At 55.7% G+C, this 16011-nt stretch carries 22 protein-coding genes and 1 tRNA gene; 11 read left to right on the plus strand and 12 right to left on the minus strand.

Annotated elements, in window-relative coordinates; translation table 11 throughout:
* Positions 1-35 precede the first annotated feature (35 nt).
* The 8 genes from TX24_RS23685 to TX24_RS23720 all read left to right on the plus strand — a co-directional run bounded on the left by TX24_RS23685 (position 36) and on the right by TX24_RS23720 (position 7901).
* Entirely contained in the window at positions 36-392 is a 357-nt protein-coding gene (locus TX24_RS23685; RefSeq protein WP_003191341.1) for a metalloregulator ArsR/SmtB family transcription factor, read from the plus strand.
* Between the two features lie 19 nt (positions 393-411).
* Positions 412-1695, plus strand: coding sequence for an arsenic transporter (locus tag TX24_RS23690; protein ID WP_003191342.1), 1284 nt, complete (start codon positions 412-414; stop codon positions 1693-1695).
* 11 nt (positions 1696-1706) lie between these two features.
* Positions 1707-2189, plus strand: a complete 483-nt coding sequence (locus tag TX24_RS23695; RefSeq protein WP_057711351.1) for an arsenate reductase ArsC — start codon at positions 1707-1709, stop codon at positions 2187-2189.
* A gap of 286 nt (positions 2190-2475) precedes the next feature.
* Entirely contained in the window at positions 2476-3087 is a 612-nt protein-coding gene (locus TX24_RS23700; protein WP_003191345.1) for a LysE family transporter, read from the plus strand.
* Between the two features lie 318 nt (positions 3088-3405).
* The gene (locus TX24_RS23705) at positions 3406-3699 is read left to right on the plus strand and encodes a hypothetical protein (protein WP_003191347.1); all 294 of its coding nucleotides are present in this window, start codon (positions 3406-3408) and stop codon (positions 3697-3699) included.
* A 236-nt stretch (positions 3700-3935) separates the two neighbouring features.
* Positions 3936-6650, plus strand: a complete 2715-nt coding sequence (gene mgtA / locus TX24_RS23710) for a magnesium-translocating P-type ATPase (RefSeq protein ID WP_034135046.1) — start codon at positions 3936-3938, stop codon at positions 6648-6650.
* A gap of 63 nt (positions 6651-6713) precedes the next feature.
* A complete protein-coding gene (locus TX24_RS23715) occupies positions 6714-7061 on the plus strand; it encodes a DUF2493 domain-containing protein (RefSeq protein ID WP_003191350.1) in 348 nt (115 codons plus the stop codon).
* An 18-nt stretch (positions 7062-7079) separates the two neighbouring features.
* Positions 7080-7901 (plus strand): hypothetical protein, encoded by an 822-nt coding sequence (locus tag TX24_RS23720; RefSeq protein ID WP_057711353.1) that lies wholly within the window; start codon positions 7080-7082, stop codon positions 7899-7901.
* Here the strand turns inward: TX24_RS23720 and TX24_RS23725 are convergent.
* On the minus strand, positions 7898-8596 hold the full coding sequence (locus TX24_RS23725) for a tellurite resistance TerB family protein (RefSeq protein WP_003191353.1): 699 nt from the start codon (positions 8594-8596) through the stop codon (positions 7898-7900). The genes TX24_RS23720 and TX24_RS23725 overlap by 4 nt on opposite strands.
* Positions 8597-8720: 124 nt before the next feature.
* On the opposite strand from TX24_RS23725, the gene TX24_RS23730 reads away from it, so the two are divergent.
* A complete protein-coding gene (locus tag TX24_RS23730; RefSeq protein ID WP_057711355.1) occupies positions 8721-9248 on the plus strand; it encodes a DinB family protein in 528 nt (175 codons plus the stop codon).
* A 136-nt stretch (positions 9249-9384) separates the two neighbouring features.
* Here TX24_RS23730 and TX24_RS23735 read toward each other — a convergent pair whose 3' ends face one another.
* On the minus strand, positions 9385-9861 hold the full coding sequence (locus TX24_RS23735) for a hypothetical protein (RefSeq protein WP_057711357.1): 477 nt from the start codon (positions 9859-9861) through the stop codon (positions 9385-9387).
* Between the two features lie 223 nt (positions 9862-10084).
* On the opposite strand from TX24_RS23735, the gene TX24_RS23740 reads away from it, so the two are divergent.
* Positions 10085-10171, plus strand: a tRNA-Leu gene (locus TX24_RS23740).
* Between the two features lie 185 nt (positions 10172-10356).
* Positions 10357-10533, plus strand: a complete 177-nt coding sequence (locus TX24_RS31300; RefSeq protein WP_003191493.1) for a DUF3606 domain-containing protein — start codon at positions 10357-10359, stop codon at positions 10531-10533.
* 118 nt (positions 10534-10651) lie between these two features.
* On the opposite strand, the gene TX24_RS23745 is transcribed toward TX24_RS31300, so the two are convergent.
* From TX24_RS23745 to TX24_RS23780, 10 genes are all read right to left on the minus strand, one after another.
* Positions 10652-10858, minus strand: coding sequence for a hypothetical protein (locus tag TX24_RS23745; protein WP_003191494.1), 207 nt, complete (start codon positions 10856-10858; stop codon positions 10652-10654).
* A gap of 175 nt (positions 10859-11033) precedes the next feature.
* Positions 11034-11405 carry a hypothetical protein gene (locus tag TX24_RS23750; RefSeq protein WP_122993389.1) on the minus strand — a complete coding sequence of 124 codons (372 nt, stop codon included), beginning with the start codon at positions 11403-11405 and terminating at the stop codon, positions 11034-11036.
* Positions 11406-11830: 425 nt separating this feature from the next.
* Positions 11831-12145 (minus strand): hypothetical protein, encoded by a 315-nt coding sequence (locus TX24_RS23755; protein ID WP_240520848.1) that lies wholly within the window; start codon positions 12143-12145, stop codon positions 11831-11833.
* A gap of 1 nt (position 12146) precedes the next feature.
* Complete coding sequence (locus TX24_RS32625) at positions 12147-12374, minus strand: hypothetical protein (RefSeq protein ID WP_244175914.1); 228 nt, start codon at positions 12372-12374, stop codon at positions 12147-12149.
* 249 nt (positions 12375-12623) lie between these two features.
* On the minus strand, positions 12624-12929 hold the full coding sequence (locus TX24_RS23765) for a hypothetical protein (protein WP_137203694.1): 306 nt from the start codon (positions 12927-12929) through the stop codon (positions 12624-12626).
* Entirely contained in the window at positions 12911-13264 is a 354-nt protein-coding gene (locus TX24_RS31945; protein WP_157255566.1) for a hypothetical protein, read from the minus strand. Before TX24_RS31945 ends, TX24_RS23765 begins: the two co-directional genes overlap by 19 nt.
* Positions 13265-13320: 56 nt before the next feature.
* Entirely contained in the window at positions 13321-13710 is a 390-nt protein-coding gene (locus TX24_RS31950) for a contact-dependent growth inhibition system immunity protein (protein WP_137203693.1), read from the minus strand.
* A 317-nt stretch (positions 13711-14027) separates the two neighbouring features.
* The gene (locus TX24_RS23770) at positions 14028-14396 is read right to left on the minus strand and encodes a hypothetical protein (protein WP_003191502.1); all 369 of its coding nucleotides are present in this window, start codon (positions 14394-14396) and stop codon (positions 14028-14030) included.
* A gap of 8 nt (positions 14397-14404) precedes the next feature.
* Positions 14405-15121, minus strand: a complete 717-nt coding sequence (locus TX24_RS23775) for a hypothetical protein (RefSeq protein ID WP_003191503.1) — start codon at positions 15119-15121, stop codon at positions 14405-14407.
* 574 nt (positions 15122-15695) lie between these two features.
* The gene (locus TX24_RS23780) at positions 15696-16010 is read right to left on the minus strand and encodes a hypothetical protein (RefSeq protein WP_003191504.1); all 315 of its coding nucleotides are present in this window, start codon (positions 16008-16010) and stop codon (positions 15696-15698) included.
* Position 16011: the final 1 nt, after the last annotated feature.

Genomic DNA, 16011 nt, shown 5'->3' on the forward strand with positions numbered 1-16011 from the left:
ATATTCGAATGTACCTACTTGAAAAGTCCTTGATCATGTCAGACCTCCTCATCCCGACCGCCCTGTTCAAATGCCTGGCCGATGGCACCCGTGCACGGGTGACCTTACTGATCCTGCGCGAGGGCGAACTTTGTGTGTGTGAGTTGATCCATGCCTTGGACGACAGCCAGCCAAAAATCTCCCGCCATCTCGCGCAATTGCGCAGTTGCGGCCTGCTGGTGGACCGTCGTCAAGGGCAATGGATCTACTACCGCATCAATCCGGCACTGCCCGCTTGGGTCACTCAGGTGCTGGACATCACTCTGCAAGCCAACCAGCCATGGTTGCAGGACGACGCACTGCGTCTGAATGCAATGGGCGACCGACCACAACGGGCCAGCACCTGCTGCTGAGCCATCGGAGCTTTTATTCATGCTTGTCGCAATTGCGATTTTCCTCGTCACCATCGTGCTGGTCATCTGGCAACCCAAGGGCCTGGGCGTCGGCTGGAGTGCCACGTTGGGCGCCATCCTCGCGCTGGCCTGCGGAGTGATCAGCCTGGCGGACATTCCGGTGGTGTGGCACATCATCTGGAACGCCACCGGTACCTTTGTCGCGTTGATCATCATCAGCTTGTTGCTGGACGAGGCAGGCTTCTTCGCCTGGACAGCCCTGCATGTGGCGCGTTGGGGCCGTGGTCGCGGGCGGCGGTTGTTTGCTTATATGGTGCTGCTGGGTGCGCTGGTATCGGCGCTGTTTGCCAATGACGGTGCGGCGTTGATCCTGACGCCTATCGTGATGTCGATGCTGTTGGCCTTGCGATTTTCGCCGACGGCGACCCTGGCCTTCGTCATGGGCGCCGGGTTTATCGCCGATACGGCGAGCCTGCCATTGGTGGTGTCGAACCTGGTGAATATCGTTTCGGCGGACTATTTCAAGATCGGCTTCAACGAATATGCTGCCGTGATGGTGCCGGTGAACCTGGTCAGCGTGGCTGCGACCCTGGCAGTGCTGCTGTGGTTTTTTCGCCGGGACATTCCCCAAACCTACGACCCGGCTGACCTGGAAGACCCCAGCAGTGCCATCCATGACCCTGCGACGTTCCGCGCTGGTTGGTGGGTACTGGGTATTCTGCTCATCGGCTGTTTCGCCCTGGAACCTCTGGGTATTCCCATCAGTGCGATTTCCGCCGTCTGCGCCGTGCTGCTGCTGGTGATTGCCGCCAAGGGCCATAAGATTTCAACGCGCAAAGTCCTCAAGGAAGCGCCTTGGCAGATCGTGATTTTTTCCCTGGGCATGTACCTGGTGGTGTATGGCCTGCGCAACGCCGGCCTGACCGACTACCTGGCCACCTGGCTCGACTCCTTCGCCACCTACGGCGTGTGGGGCGCGACCATGGGCACCGGGGTACTGACGGCGCTGCTCTCCTCGGCCATGAACAACCTGCCGACGGTACTGATTGGCGCGTTGTCCATCGAGTCCAGCCATGCCGTGGGCGTGGTCAAGGACGCGATGATCTACGCCAATGTGATCGGCAGCGACCTGGGCCCGAAAATCACGCCTATCGGCAGCCTGGCCACCTTGCTGTGGCTGCACATCCTGGCGCGCAAAGGCATCACCATCACCTGGGGTTACTACTTCAAGGTCGGGATCGTGCTGACCTTGCCCGTGCTGCTGATCACCCTCGCCGCCCTCGCCTTGCGCCTGAGCCTCTAAAGGAACGCCCCATGAAAGTCCTGTTCATGTGTACCGCCAACAGCTGCCGCAGCATCTTGTCCGAGGCGATGTTCAACCACCTGGCACCGTCGGGCTTCGAGGCGATCAGCTCTGGCAGCTTCCCCAAGGGGCAGGTGCTGCCACGCAGTCTGACCACGTTGCAGGCGGCGGGCATCAGCACTGACGGCCTGTACAGCAAAGGCAATGACGCCTTTGAAGACAGCCCGCCGGATGTAGTCATCACCGTATGCGATAAAGCGGCCGGTGAAGCGTGCCCGGTGTATTTCGGCCCAGCGGTGAAGACGCATTGGGGCTTGGAAGACCCTTCCGAGGTGCAGGGTAACGAGGCGCAGTTAGAGGCGGCATTCACGGCCACCCTCGACATTATCGCTGCACGCTGCAAGGCGTTTTTTGCACTTCCGTTTGCGAGTTTATCGTCGGATGAATTGAAGGCTGAAATCGACCGCATTGCCTCAACACCGCAGCCTTTGTAGGAGCGAGCTTGCTCGCGAAAAACTCATAAGCACCGCGTTCATTCAGGAAACGCGCGTTATCGTTGACGCTTCTCGCGAGCAAGCTCGCTCCTACAGGGACCTGTGACAGACGCTGATTCTGTGGGCAATGCATGGCTAGTGTGGGAGCTGGCTTGCCTGCGAAGGCGGTGGTTCAGTTGAAGATTGAGTGGCTGACACACCGCCATCGCGAACGTTCCTACAGAGGACGTGGTATCCCCTTCCCGGACTGACGTATGCTCTGGCACTTTCTCGAAAGGAACTGAGCATGCTGTCGATCTTTGTTTATGCGCTGGTATTCGGCTTCGTATTTTGCCTTTCCCCCGGCGCCGTACTGGCAGAGACCCTGCGCCGCGGCTTGCTCCATGGCTTCACACCGGCCCTGCTGGTGCAGTTCGGCTCGCTGGTGGGCGACGCCGTCTGGGCCGTGATTGGCCTCACCGGTATCGCACTGCTGATCCAGCATGATGCAGTGCGGGTACCACTCACAATCATCTGCGCGCTGTACCTGGCTTGGTTGGGCATCCGCAGCCTGATCGATGCCTGGCAGCTACCCGCAACCGGCAACGCCCCTGCCAGCTCAGGCAAAAATGCGTTGGCGGTGGGCGCGGCGATTTCCCTGGCCAACCCGAAGAACATCGTCTACTGGGGCGCCCTGGGCAGCGCCCTGTCGGGGATTGTCGGCACCACCCCCAGCCACGGGCAAACGCTGATGTTTTTTGCCGGCTTCATGCTGGCGTCGGTGCTCTCGTGTTTTCTCACTGCCGCCTTGGTAAACCTGCTGCGCAAAAACGCATCACCGACTTGGCAACGCGTGAGTTATGCGGCCTGCGGTTTAGTATTGATCTATCTGGCACTCCTCGCCGCGCAAGGTATATGAAGTTATTCAACCTACAACTTACGCGCGCCTCTTATCTGAACGAACTCTGAACACCGGATAATTTAATTAATCATACGTTGACATTCACTGACGCCCTGAGTAGATTGCCCGTGCCCGCAACTGGGGCCTTTTTTAAACCTCACAAAAGAAGCCAATGGACACAGTATCTAGTCGCTGTCCGAGCACCGCCTCTGCGGGCGTCGGGCGCCAAACCCAGAATATGACAGGACTCGCGTTCCAGGTCCGGTAAGCTGCGCTAGAGCTTGATGCTCCACCGTAACTGCCTCACCGGTCGCCCGTCCGGTCCCGAGGTGTGTTATGACCTTCCAACTCCTTGTTTTGCCCGATACACGCACACTGGTCGCCGCCCTGCGCGCCAAGCTGTGCCGCGAGCCCGTGGGCTTTTCGTCAACCCGCTCGACCTTTGCCATACCCTCCCCTCAAGTGCGTCCGGCACCGCCGCTGGCCCACTGGCGTATCTGCCCTGAAAGCGGCCACCTGGTGCAGCACTGGGATCACGCCGACCCTCAAGACCCACAGAGACCCCAGGTTTCCAGCCTGGCGCAAGCCCGCTTGCTGTTCGGTCTTTACCTGAGCGCTCGCGCCGCCTGACCTGGCTGCAAACTACAACTTTCTTATTGATACCCCTGGAGTTCTTTATGAACAAGTCCAGTAGTAGCCCGCTGCACGTTAGTTAATTAACGCACTGTTAGCGGGCCCTTCAGAAGTTACGTGAACACTTTATCTAAACCGATCGCGAAGTCCGCGACTCGGCATGCTTTCGCTCGCCTGTCTACAGGTAAGTACCGGGTATGTTTTGTCGAGAATTGGCGACAGGAGTACAGACAATGAGCGCCGTAAAAAACACGCCTCTGCACAAAAAAAATGGCACCGCCACCGACACCAAGCTGTCGATGCGTGCCGCCCGTGAAGCCCACAATGGCCTAGCAGCCACCCTCGCCAATGTACGGGCCACCCAGGACGGCCTGACCGAACTGGACGCCTCGGCGCGCCTGCAACGGGAAGGCTATAACGAAGTCGCCCATGACAAGCCGCCACACGCGATCATCCAGTTCCTGCAGGCCCTGAACAACCCGTTCATCTACGTGCTGTTGACCCTGGGCGGCATCAGCTTTGTGACTGACTGCTGGCTACCGATGCAGGAAGGCGAAGAGGCTGACCCGACCAAGGTCGTCATTATCATGACCATGGTGTTGCTCAGCAGCCTGCTGCGTTTCTGGCAGGAACACCGTTCGGCCAAATCCGCCGAGGCCCTCAAGGCTATGGTGCGTACCACCGCGACCGTGCTGCGCCGCGAGCAGGTTGGCGCCCAGCCCACCTTGCGCGAAGTGCCGATGCGCGACCTGGTGGCCGGCGATATCGTGCAGTTGTCTGCCGGCGACATGATCCCTGCCGACATCCGCCTGATCGAATCCCGTGACCTGTTTATCAGCCAGGCCGTGCTGACCGGTGAAGCCTTGCCGGTGGAGAAGTACGACACCCTGGGCGATGTCACGCAAAAATCCGCCTCTACCCTCGCCGCCGACCAAGGCAACCTGCTGGACTTGCCGAACATCTGCTTCATGGGCACCAACGTGGTCAGCGGTCGCGCCAAAGCGGTGGTGGTGGCAACGGGGCCGCGCACTTACTTCGGCTCCCTGGCCAAGGCGATTGTCGGCTCGCGGGTGCAAACCGCCTTCGACCGCGGCGTGAACAGTGTCAGCTGGCTGTTGATCCGCTTCATGCTGGTGATGGTGCCCATCGTATTTTTCCTCAATGGCTTCTCCAAGGGCGATTGGGGCGATGCCTTCCTGTTTGCCCTGGCGGTGGCCGTCGGCCTCACCCCGGAAATGCTGCCGATGATCGTCAGCGCCAACCTGGCCAAGGGCGCCACGGCCATGGCCAAGCGCAAAGTGGTGGTCAAGCGCCTCAATGCGATCCAGAACTTCGGTTCGATGGACGTGCTGTGCACCGACAAGACCGGCACCCTCACCCAGGACAAGATCATCCTCGAGCATCACGTCAATGCCTTCGGCCAGCGCGATGACGCCGTGCTGTCCCTGGCCTGGCTCAACAGCTTTCACCAGAGCGGCATGAAAAACCTGATGGACCAGGCGGTGGTGCAGTTCTCGGAACAGAACCCCAAGTTCCAGGTGCCGTTTGCCTACAGCAAGGTTGACGAATTGCCGTTCGACTTTGTACGCCGCCGCCTGTCGATTGTGGTCAAGGATGCCGCCGGTGACCATCTGCTGGTGTGCAAAGGCGCGGTGGAAGAGATGCTGAGCATTGCCACGCACGTCATGGAGGCCGGCGAAGCCTTGCCCCTGGATGAGCGCCGTCGTGACGCCCTGCTGACACTCGCCAATGACTACAACGAAGACGGTTTCCGCGTACTCGTAGTGGCGACCCGCAATATCCCCAAAGCACTGGCACGCCAGCAGTACACCACCAGCGACGAACGCAACCTGGTGATCCAGGGCTTCCTGACCTTCCTGGACCCACCAAAGGAAACCGCAGGCCCGGCCATTGCGGCGCTGCAACAGATTGGCGTGGCGATCAAAGTGTTGACCGGTGACAACGCCGTGGTCACCAGCAAGATCTGCCGCCAGGTTGGACTGGAACCCGGCCAGCCGCTGCTGGGCGTGGAAATCGAAGCCATGGACGACGCCACTTTGCTGCGCCGTGTGGAAGAACGCACGGTGTTCGCCAAGCTCACGCCGCTGCAAAAATCCCGCGTGCTCAAGGCCCTGCAAGCTAACGGGCACACCGTCGGCTTCCTCGGCGACGGTATCAACGATGCACCGGCGCTGCGCGATGCCGATGTGGGCATTTCGGTGGACAGCGGTACCGACATCGCCAAGGAATCGGCGGACATCATCCTGTTGGAAAAGAGCCTGATGGTGCTCGAAGAGGGCGTGCTCAAGGGCCGCGAAACCTTCGGCAATATCATGAAGTACCTGAACATGACCGCCAGCTCCAACTTCGGCAACGTGTTCTCGGTGCTGGTGGCCAGTGCGTTCATTCCGTTCATGCCGATGCTGGCGATCCACCTGCTGCTGCAGAACCTGATGTACGACATCTCCCAGCTGGCCCTGCCGTGGGACAAGATGGACAAGGAATACCTGGCCAAGCCGCGCAAGTGGGATGCGAAAAACATTGGCCGCTTCATGATCTGGATCGGGCCGACCTCGTCGATCTTCGACATCACCACCTTTGCGCTGATGTGGTACGTGTTCTCGGCCAACAGTGTGGAAATGCAGACGCTGTTCCAGTCCGGCTGGTTTATCGAGGGGCTGCTTTCGCAAACCCTGGTGGTGCATATGCTGCGCACCCGCAAGATCCCGTTCTTCCAGAGCACAGCCGCCTGGCCGGTGTTGATGATGACCTGCATCGTGATTGCCTTGGGCATCTACGTGCCGTTCTCGCCGCTGGGCAACCTGGTGGGTCTGCAACCGCTGCCGATGGCGTACTTCCCATGGCTGGTAGGCACGTTGCTGGCTTACTGCTGCGTCGCCCAACTGATGAAGACGATCTACATCCGCCGCTTCAAGCAGTGGTACTGACCCTCCCCGCCGTTCAAACGCTGGCGGCCGCCCGGTCCCAGCGTGCAATACAAGGATTTGCTCATGCGCGTGTTGATCTGTGCAGGTCGTCATTACGCCGACACCAAAAAGTCCCGCCATGTGCTGGACGCTTACCACCGCCTGCGCCCGGTGCAGGTACTGATCCACGGCGGCAACCAGTTCCTGGGCAGTGAGATCGAGGAATGGGCACGGGAAATCGGTATCGACGTGGTGCGCTACCCACCCAATTGGCAGCGCCACGGCAAACAGGCCGAACGCCAGCGCAACCACTTCATGCTGGCCGACAGCCGCCCCGACCTGATCATCGCCCTGCCGGGCGGTGACGATACCTCGGAGCTGGTTTGCCAGGCCAAAGCCAGCGGCATTTCGGTGCTGACCGTAGAAAGCTGAATTCAAGCGAGGTGCATCATGCACAAAAAACACACGCCGGCACGCCGCGACGGGTTTGCCAAATATCGCGCACGCCACTCTCGCGGTGCTCGCCCAACTTTGCTGTTACTGCCACCGGCCAAGCGCCGTGCATTGCAGCGCAACTTGATCTTTATCGGCATGACGCTGGGCCTGGTCTTTGTCGTCGCGTTGATTTCAAAAGCCCAAGCCGCAGGCGGCGCTTATGTGGTTGATGACGGCGCGATCAACGCGCCGGGGGAATGCAACGTCGACGCCTGGTACAGCGCCCAGCGGCACGCGGGGAGTACCCACAACAGCAACGTGTCGCCCGCCTGCACGTTCAGCGCCATGCCTGCCGTGCAATGGGGCGCCGCGTTGTCACGGGCCACGGATGCAGGCAAAGGCGAGACGCAGATCAGCCCGCAAGCCAAGGTGCAGGTGCTGTCACGGCAAGACTTGGGCTTGGAACTGGCGGTTGCTGTCGGGGCGCATGTCGCGCTGGATCGCCATCACGGGTTTGATGGCGCAGACCTGAACATCCCACTCACATGGCAACCCCTGGCGCCCCTGCGGCTGAACCTGAACGCCGGCTGGAGCCACGCCTACAACGAGGGTGATCAACAGCATCGCCTGACGTGGGGCACGGGGTTCGAATATCAGTTGGCAGACGCGCTCACATTGATTGGCGAGCGCTATGGCCAGGAAGGCGGCGAACAGGCCTGGCAGGCTGGGCCGCGTTTGCACATCGGCGAATTTGTCGACGTGGACGTGCTGGTCGGGCGCAGCCTGATTGGCGATCGCGCCCAGTGGCTGACCACTGGGGCGACGCTGAGGTTCTAGGCTTTGGCCTGCTGCTCCAGATGCACCTGCAATTGCGGATCGATTTGCAACTGACCGGCCAGGTCGTCGAGGTAATTACGCTCGGCGTCCTGTTGGTCATCGACCAGCATCACGCTCGCCAGATAAATCTCCGCTGCGATTGCCGGGTCATTGGCATACTCGGCAAAATCGGCGGCATCCAGGGGCTTGGCAACTTCGGCGTCGAGCCACTGCTGCAATTGTGGGTCGTCGGTATGACGGCCGATCTCGGCGGAAATCATCTGCTGCTCTTGTGCATCGATTTCGCCATCGGCCTTGGCCGCCGCGATCAACGCACGCAGTACGCCGTGGCTATGGGCTTCGGCTTCAGGCCCGTCAAGCTGGTCAACGGTCTGGATAGCTTGCTGCGGTGCCGAAGCCTGTTGGCGTTGCCAGGCTTGGTACGCCTGGAAGGCCGCCATCCCCAGGGACGCCAGCGCCGCGTAGTTCATCCCACCGCCGCTGCGCGTCTGGGCAGTACCACCTGCCGGCGCGCCGCCCAACAAGCCACCCAGACCACCTAATAAACCACCCAAGCCGCCGCCCGCCGAAGACGCATTGCCGGTGCCGGCGCCCTTCAACAACCCTCCAAGCAACCCGCCCAGGCCGCCGCCCGAAGCCCCGCCGCCTTGCTGCCCTGCACGCAACAGTTGTTCCAGTAGATCGCTGGTATTCATGGTGTCGCCCTCCGGGGCGCAATAGTGGCGTTGATCAAACATAGTCCTCCCGCGATGGAACACCATGACCGTCGGGCGGGCAAGCTTTATGATGGCGCCATCACGCCGACAAGGGAGAACAGCGGTGAACCGCATCGAGCATATTGCGTTGATGGCCTCCTACAACCAATGGATGAACCGCAAGGTCTACGACGCTGCCAGCACCCTGACGCACGCGCAATTGACCCTGGACCGCGAGGCGTTTTTCGGCTCGATCCTCGGCACCTTGAACCACCTGATGCTGGGTGACACCGTCTGGCTCAAGCGCTTTGCCGAACACCCGGCCAACTTTGCGGCCTTGGCGCCGCTGAACGGGGTGGCCACGCCCAGCGACCTCGAACAAGTAGCCTTCCCCAGCCTTTCCGAACTAGCGGCCCATCGCGCCTGGCTGGATCAACTCATCATCGATTGGGCCCACAGCCTGCAAGAGCCCCACCTCGACCAACGCCTGCGCTATCACAACATGCGCGGCGTGGCCGCCGAGAAACCCTTCTTCGGTTTGCTGGTGCACTTTTTCAACCACCAGACTCACCACCGCGGCCAGGTGACGACACTGCTGAGCCAGGCGGGTGTGGACGTAGGGGTCACCGACTTGCTGGCGCTGATTGACTGAAGGCCGACACGGTCAATGTGGGAGCTGGCTTGCCTGCGATGGCGGTGTAACAGATTCAAACCTGTGACTGACACATCGCTATCGCAGGCAAGCCAGCTCCCACAGTTGCCCTATATTGCCCACACTATCAGTGCCGTCACTTCACCTTGCTGCTCAAATTCTCCACACTGCGCTTCAAATCATCCAGGCTACGCTTGAGCCCGTCGATCTCGCTTTTCTGCCGCTCTATCGTGCTCTTCTGCTCATCCACCGTACGCTTGAGACTCGACAGCTGGCTGTCACTGCTACTGGTACTCGAACCGTCCTTGCGCTTGAACTCATCAAACGCACGCTCCTGCCCTTCCACCTTACTTTTCAAGCTTTGCAGTTCGCTTTGACTCTGTTTTTGCCCGGCCTGCAGCGCCTCGACATCCCCCACGGAAACACCCGACGGCTTCAACACATAGGCACCGCCCACGTCCATCGAGCCGGCCGTTAACTTATCTGAAGACGACGCACTAAACTCACCCCACTGCACCGCACTCCCCGCCTGCGCCGAGCTGAACACGGCAGTGCCCAACAAACCCGCCACACCCACGGCCATGATCCAAGCCTGCTTACGGACACTGAGCATCAAACGACTCCTGGCGAAATGCCGAAATGGCATATCGCTATGACTGTCATTTATGGGGCTTGTTCCTGGGTTGCTTGCGTTCATCAGCACTTGGCACAAAGGCCCTGTAGATCACTGATCTGCCAAGCTTTTTCCTGCGCATCTTTATGCGGGAAAACCGGCCTGGAGGTTGCGCTGAAGCGGCTAGATCTATATATTCCCAACCCTGTTACACCGCGCTACCGCCCGAATGGCGAAACTGGTAGACGCATGGGACTTAAAATCCCCCGCTCGTAAGGGCGTCCCGGTTCGATTCCGGGTTCGGGCACCATGTATATCAAGGGCTTGCCGGGGAAACCTGGGCAGGCCCTTATCTTTTCTGTTCCGCAATTCCCTCGCCTGGCGTCCTGCCGAACGAATTCCCCACCTCTTTATTCAGACCGAACTACCGTCTTGTACTAACGTTCTATCGAGATAGGCTTGGGCGCTTCCAAGTCATCCCGCATGGAGCTAAATATGTCTGACGATTTGAAAAACCGTGGCCCGCAAGATCGCGCTCGAGTAAACACCTCGGAAGCTTGGGAGGTGAAGTACTGGACCAAAGAGTTCGGTGTAACCGAGCAACAGCTCAAGGATGCAGTGAGAGCTGTTGGTCCGATGGCTGACGACGTACGCAAGAAACTCGGTAAGTGAAGAGTGGTGACGCCCCGCGCGCAAGCGGGGCTGTTTACTGAACCTCATTGTGGTTATTACGCCGCTAGACTACGGTAAAAATGAGTGAATCCGTCAGGCTGAAAAGCGTAATTGGCGATTACTTATTTGGCTCGAATTTCGCAAACATCAGGCCGAAGAAAAAACCTCCGACCATGGCCAGATAGACCGACTTGTAGCCTGCGACGTTATAGGCCAGCCAGTAGTTGACCGCAGTGATGACGGCGAACGCCACGAAGAACTGTTTACGAGAAAATCGGCTGAAAAAGCGCTCTACCGCCGCATTCATCGCCTTGAGCTTGTTCATTGCGCCTCGTCCTTGAAAAAAGTAGAAATCCTAGCTCAACCCTCTATTGCCCGCCATGCTGCATCCGTTAGCGGAGGGCACCGCCGGGACTGGAACGGCCGTAAATACGAAGTAGCGGCATGATCAGGTCAGTTGCTCGATCGATAAATGAACGCCGGCCATCCACTGGCTTTGATTACTGAGCGCCAACACTTGGAACCCATAAAGTGCATGCAGTCGCTGCCTGAGCAATGAGCCAATCATGCTCACGCTTTGCGAAGGGTCGAGGCATCTCATAAGAGATCCGAAGCGCAAAGTTATAGGCGCCAATGACTTCGTTTCCAGTCGGTGTCGCTTCTTTCAATTTTGTGTTGGTTTTTAGCCCTTCTACGGCTCCGTGTAGGGCCAGTGCTTGTTTGGACGTGTCTGCACTTTCTTCCAAGATTTTTACCGCGATAAAGGCTGCATTAGAGCAGCGATCCATCTTTTCCCACTGCTTCAGCTGTGCCTCATCACCCAGCGCTACAGCGGAGGTGAGCAGCATCAGTGAGCCAATCCAAATACGCATAGTTTTGATCCTTCAAAAATTTCGGCATTAATACCCCAACCCTGACCAAATTGCCACCACCATTCACGTAGGACGGCACCTACCTGAGGTAAAAGAAAAAGAAAAAAGGGACAGATATATTTTCCAGAGACTCATTCGCTATATCTAAAAGGGCTCGTCAACCCTATAAATAAATCTGTCCCGTTTTTTGAAAGAACGCATGGGCATTGCTATCTTTGGCGTGCTGCTGAATGCGCTGCTGTTGATGCCTGACGATTTGATGTCTCCGATTCACGCGGGCTCTCCTTGTTCTAGCGGTGTGTGTTCGCAACTATCACCGTAGACCAAGGGCGGCCTTTTTTCTTTTTTTCTAATCAGATCAGCCGGTTAGCTGTTGAGTAAGTGCCATTCAAATCTGCCCCCTTTTTTGCGAATCTATCCGCTTGTCAATGGTTTGCACTATGATTTTTTATGCGCTCTAAGAACTCAGCCATAGCTAGTGGATCCCGCTCCACTAGCTCTTCAATTAAATCTTCTGCTGCCCAGTGCAAAATCATGTCTCCTTCATCTCGATCTTTGCAGAGAATGAGATCACTTGACAAAGAGGAGTCAAGAACATTGACCTCACTTTCACTGAGTGCCATCAACCCACCGTAACCATCATAGGGAATGACCCAGTAAAAGCGCTCGTTCCTTATCCAGTAAATCCCAAAAACCTGCACAGGCTCTTCTCGGCCAATTTCTCGAACAATCATGTCCACATCACTCAATAGTTCTTCCGGGCTGCAGCACAGGCGGCAGCTGCTGGGGCGTCGTGATTTTCATATCATATGCTTTATCGGTAACGGAGTTGTACTGATAGTGAACGGTTATATTTTCTCCGTTAAGCAGCCGCTGACTGGCTTCCATTTTTTTCCATCCTTCACTTCGCGGAAAATCTTTGTCGTCTGCTAATTTCGTATCACGACCAGCCGAGGGATTATCAATCACTCTATTCCACAACGTTTGCTCATTCAAATCTCGCGGCACAGTAGACTGATAGCTCTTTGCTGTTGAATGAGTTGCATAGTTAAGAAGGCCAGCTGAAAATTCATCGGCCGAGTTTCCCTTCCATAGCTATCTCGACTTACTTTAGACCTTTCAGTAACAGCGCTTGGGCTATATGGATCATCCACCACAGCTGGTTTACCGCCACTGAACTCACCCGCATTTCCATCTTTTGTACCGACTAATTATCGACTATGGGCAATACTCAACCATATAACTGCTCCCTAGTTCTTGCTGCATCGATTTGGCCAGTTCCTCTCCCTCTGCTTTATGCCGAAGCTCTGCCTCAGGCGTGGCAAAACAAGAATCGGGCGGGTAGTCGTTGTTGAACGTCGACTGATACTCACCGTCCCACTCACTGATTTTGACCATCAGCTCTGGACAAAGGGGTAAATCTTCAATATCAACGTGCCCCATTCTATCCGGATCTGGGCAGAATATCGGCCCAGCCAAATACTCACTCGTTAGTCTTAACCTGATCATGGCAATGGTTTCCAAGAACTGACCGGATTAGCTCGAACCACGAAGCCGTTTGAGCTAACCCCAACTGCGGTATTTTGCTCAACACCATTGTGCGTGATGCGATAAACATTAGCCGAACCATTGGTCCCGACAACTTTCCCACGCTCAAGAGCACTCATTACAACATTTGGAATGCCATCACGTGAGATGCCTTTGTTGACAAAGTCGGCTTCGTGTCGTTTGTAGATATGTTGCAATCCGGCAGCATCAGTACCCTTTTCCAGCCAGACTGTTCGGCCATCTGGCAACCTACGGATATCAACCACACTTCCTGGGGTGATTTTAGTGCCTACAGGCAATCCCGAAATCAATTCGTCCCTCGTCAGAGCGGACCCCGACACTCCTTTTGCACCAACTTACAAACTACTTAAACGCCAAGCGCCCTCAACAAAGTCGAAGCATCCTTTAATAGTTTGGGATCTTGGCTTAAATTCTTCACTTCGGCCAAAGCGCAAACGGCCTTTTGCGCCGCACTTGTATTTCTCTGCCAACACTCTGCACTCACACTCGCCAGAGCTGCAAGCAGCTCGCCGTCGTATCTCTCTCCTGCCAACACATCATCATGTAGTAATATCACAGCAAAGGGTAATAGCTCATTAACAAAAAGATTTTGCCTAATTGCGCGACATACATCTCCTACACTTAAGTGATCTAGTGGAGTATCGCATACCAAAAGATACCATTCGCTCAACGACGACGGGCTGTCTTCTGGTAACCAACTGATTTGAGTAAGTCTTTCCAATTCACGAAACGTCATATCCCGGCACCATTTAAAGCTGACTCAATACGATTGATAGTATCGACCGCTCGCTGACGTGCAGCTTGCGCTGACGGTTCATTCACCCCTTCAAGGTGTCCGCATGGTTCCGTAAACCTCGAAGAGTGTCGTTCATCTCTTTTAGGTGATCCCAATAACCACCGCCAGGCTTCGGAACAGGATTACCAGCCATATCCTTTAAGGTACCCGTAATATCACTATCCTTGAAATCATGAGAATATTGTCAATTTTTCCGACAACTCTTTTTTGGCCTTGACTCAGCGTAGCCAGAGTGTCTCCAGCCCCTTTTGCACCAACTAATCTTCGACAATTATATCTACAGCTTGCCCCTTGATAGCTACTCGCCCCCAGTCTCCGGTCAGTTCATAGCCATCATCACAACCAACAAAACTGTCTATATTCCCATAATCGAACTCGCCCGAAGCATCTGCATATGCCATAAACCTCCTATCAAGCCATTCGAAAGAATCTACATTTAGAAAGCGCAAAAAAATCTTTCTATAGCAATGTTTCTCTCCTTCTTGTGGCTTTTTATATTTTGGATGACTTTCAGTAAGAACTGCTTCTAACTCAAAGATTAGAGAGTCCTCCGCCTCACGAACAGATAAAACATAGCTATCTTCGAGATAGATATTTGAAAGCGAGGGAATTTCATAATAGTTCATATTTATCCTCACAAATCAAAGTCAATTGACGTGTGATTATCCGGACTTTTTCTTGTTACCGGATTACCAAAGGCGTCTGTTCTTTGACCTGTCGCGCTTTTAAACTCAACATGTGGATCAGCACTTCCTGGCGCCCGCGAACTGCCTTGTTTGATTGTCACACGAGGAATGCCATTCGCGTCAAGATATTTGAGAGTGCCACCACCAGTCTGTACAGGCTTCCAACCTTGAGCTTCCGCATATTGCTTCAACTCGCTAGCTTTTGGCGTTCGACCGGGTTCAAAAATCTTATTAATGCCTTTTGCACCATTAGCAAAAACCGTGCTCCCCGCCTTCACGCCTAAGGACTTAACTTCCCCAAGCACAGCATCCATCAAAAACTCAGTCGCTACAACATACTCATTTCCATGCAAAAGGTTATCAGGGTCGACTTTAGCCTCCTCATGAACCCCCTTCATAGTTTCAACAGTACGATCTGTCAGCTTTGCAGCGAGCTCGATAGCTTTAGATTCTTTGAACTCTCTGTACTGATCCCCCGCTACCGCTTCAGCTGCTGCATGTGCGACAACACTCACTACCAGCTTCATCGGCCCCATCATGGCCTGCACGCTAAGCATCGCAGCCTGAAACTGCTCTGCGGGCAGCTTCTGGGAAAGTTTGACTATATCAACGATGCCATCGAGCGCTGCTTCACCCCCGTTACGCGGTAAGTCATCAATGAGCACGGCCGGCAGCTCGTACCCTCAGCCAGTCTTCGGCTGGGTGGGAGGTGTGGCACGGCAACTGCCATCATCCATGCAGCCCTTGATTTTCTTATCGTAAATTGCCGCCTTTTCCGAAAAATCATTCAATGCGCTTATAACGTCCGCAGGGAGCGCATCCAGAGTCTCAACGAAAAAGGGGACAGATTTATTTTACAGAGACTCATCCGCTACTGTTCAAGACCTTCACAAAACCCAAACTTCAAAAATAAATCTGTCCCCTTTTCTCCAAGCATAGCCTTCAGTTATGCCTTGCGATGCGGCAGTACGGTGCCGATGAACAAAGCGGTGGGGTACCGAATTTACTCAGGTTGATCGCGAGGAAACGCGTCGGAAACCTGCCGGGACGGATTGAGCCTCGCGCCATAAAACGAAGGCCCAAGCCTTACCCGATGCTGATGCAAACGTGTTCAGCGGCAAGGGCCGAGGTCAGGAGAAATGGACATCCGAAGAAGGTTAAGTAAGCGCCATTCAAATCCGCCCCCTTTATCGCCTTTTTTTCGCCGCTCCCCCTTTTATCACACTTTTTTATACACCCTCACTTAAACGGGTCAAACAAAACAGCTTTACTTAAGCTTTGCGCCTTAAATAATAAACCTAGCATCTTTTTAACCAATTCTGAAATCGTAGGATTGATGTTCGCCACAGCAACCAATTCATCAGCAAGCGCACTAATCTGCGCCCCGAAAAATAGGTCATAATCGTCAAAACTCAAGCTGGAAAGCATTGGAAATTGCTCGACATCCAGCCGAAAGAAAAAACTCGCGACATCCAAAGGAATCTCGATACGATCAAGACAGCCATCTCGGCCGACGGCTGCTAAACCTGTATCCCACATCATTAAGTAATACATA

This window comes from Pseudomonas lactis (assembly GCF_001439845.1).
GTDB classification, from domain to species: domain Bacteria; phylum Pseudomonadota; class Gammaproteobacteria; order Pseudomonadales; family Pseudomonadaceae; genus Aquipseudomonas; species Aquipseudomonas lactis.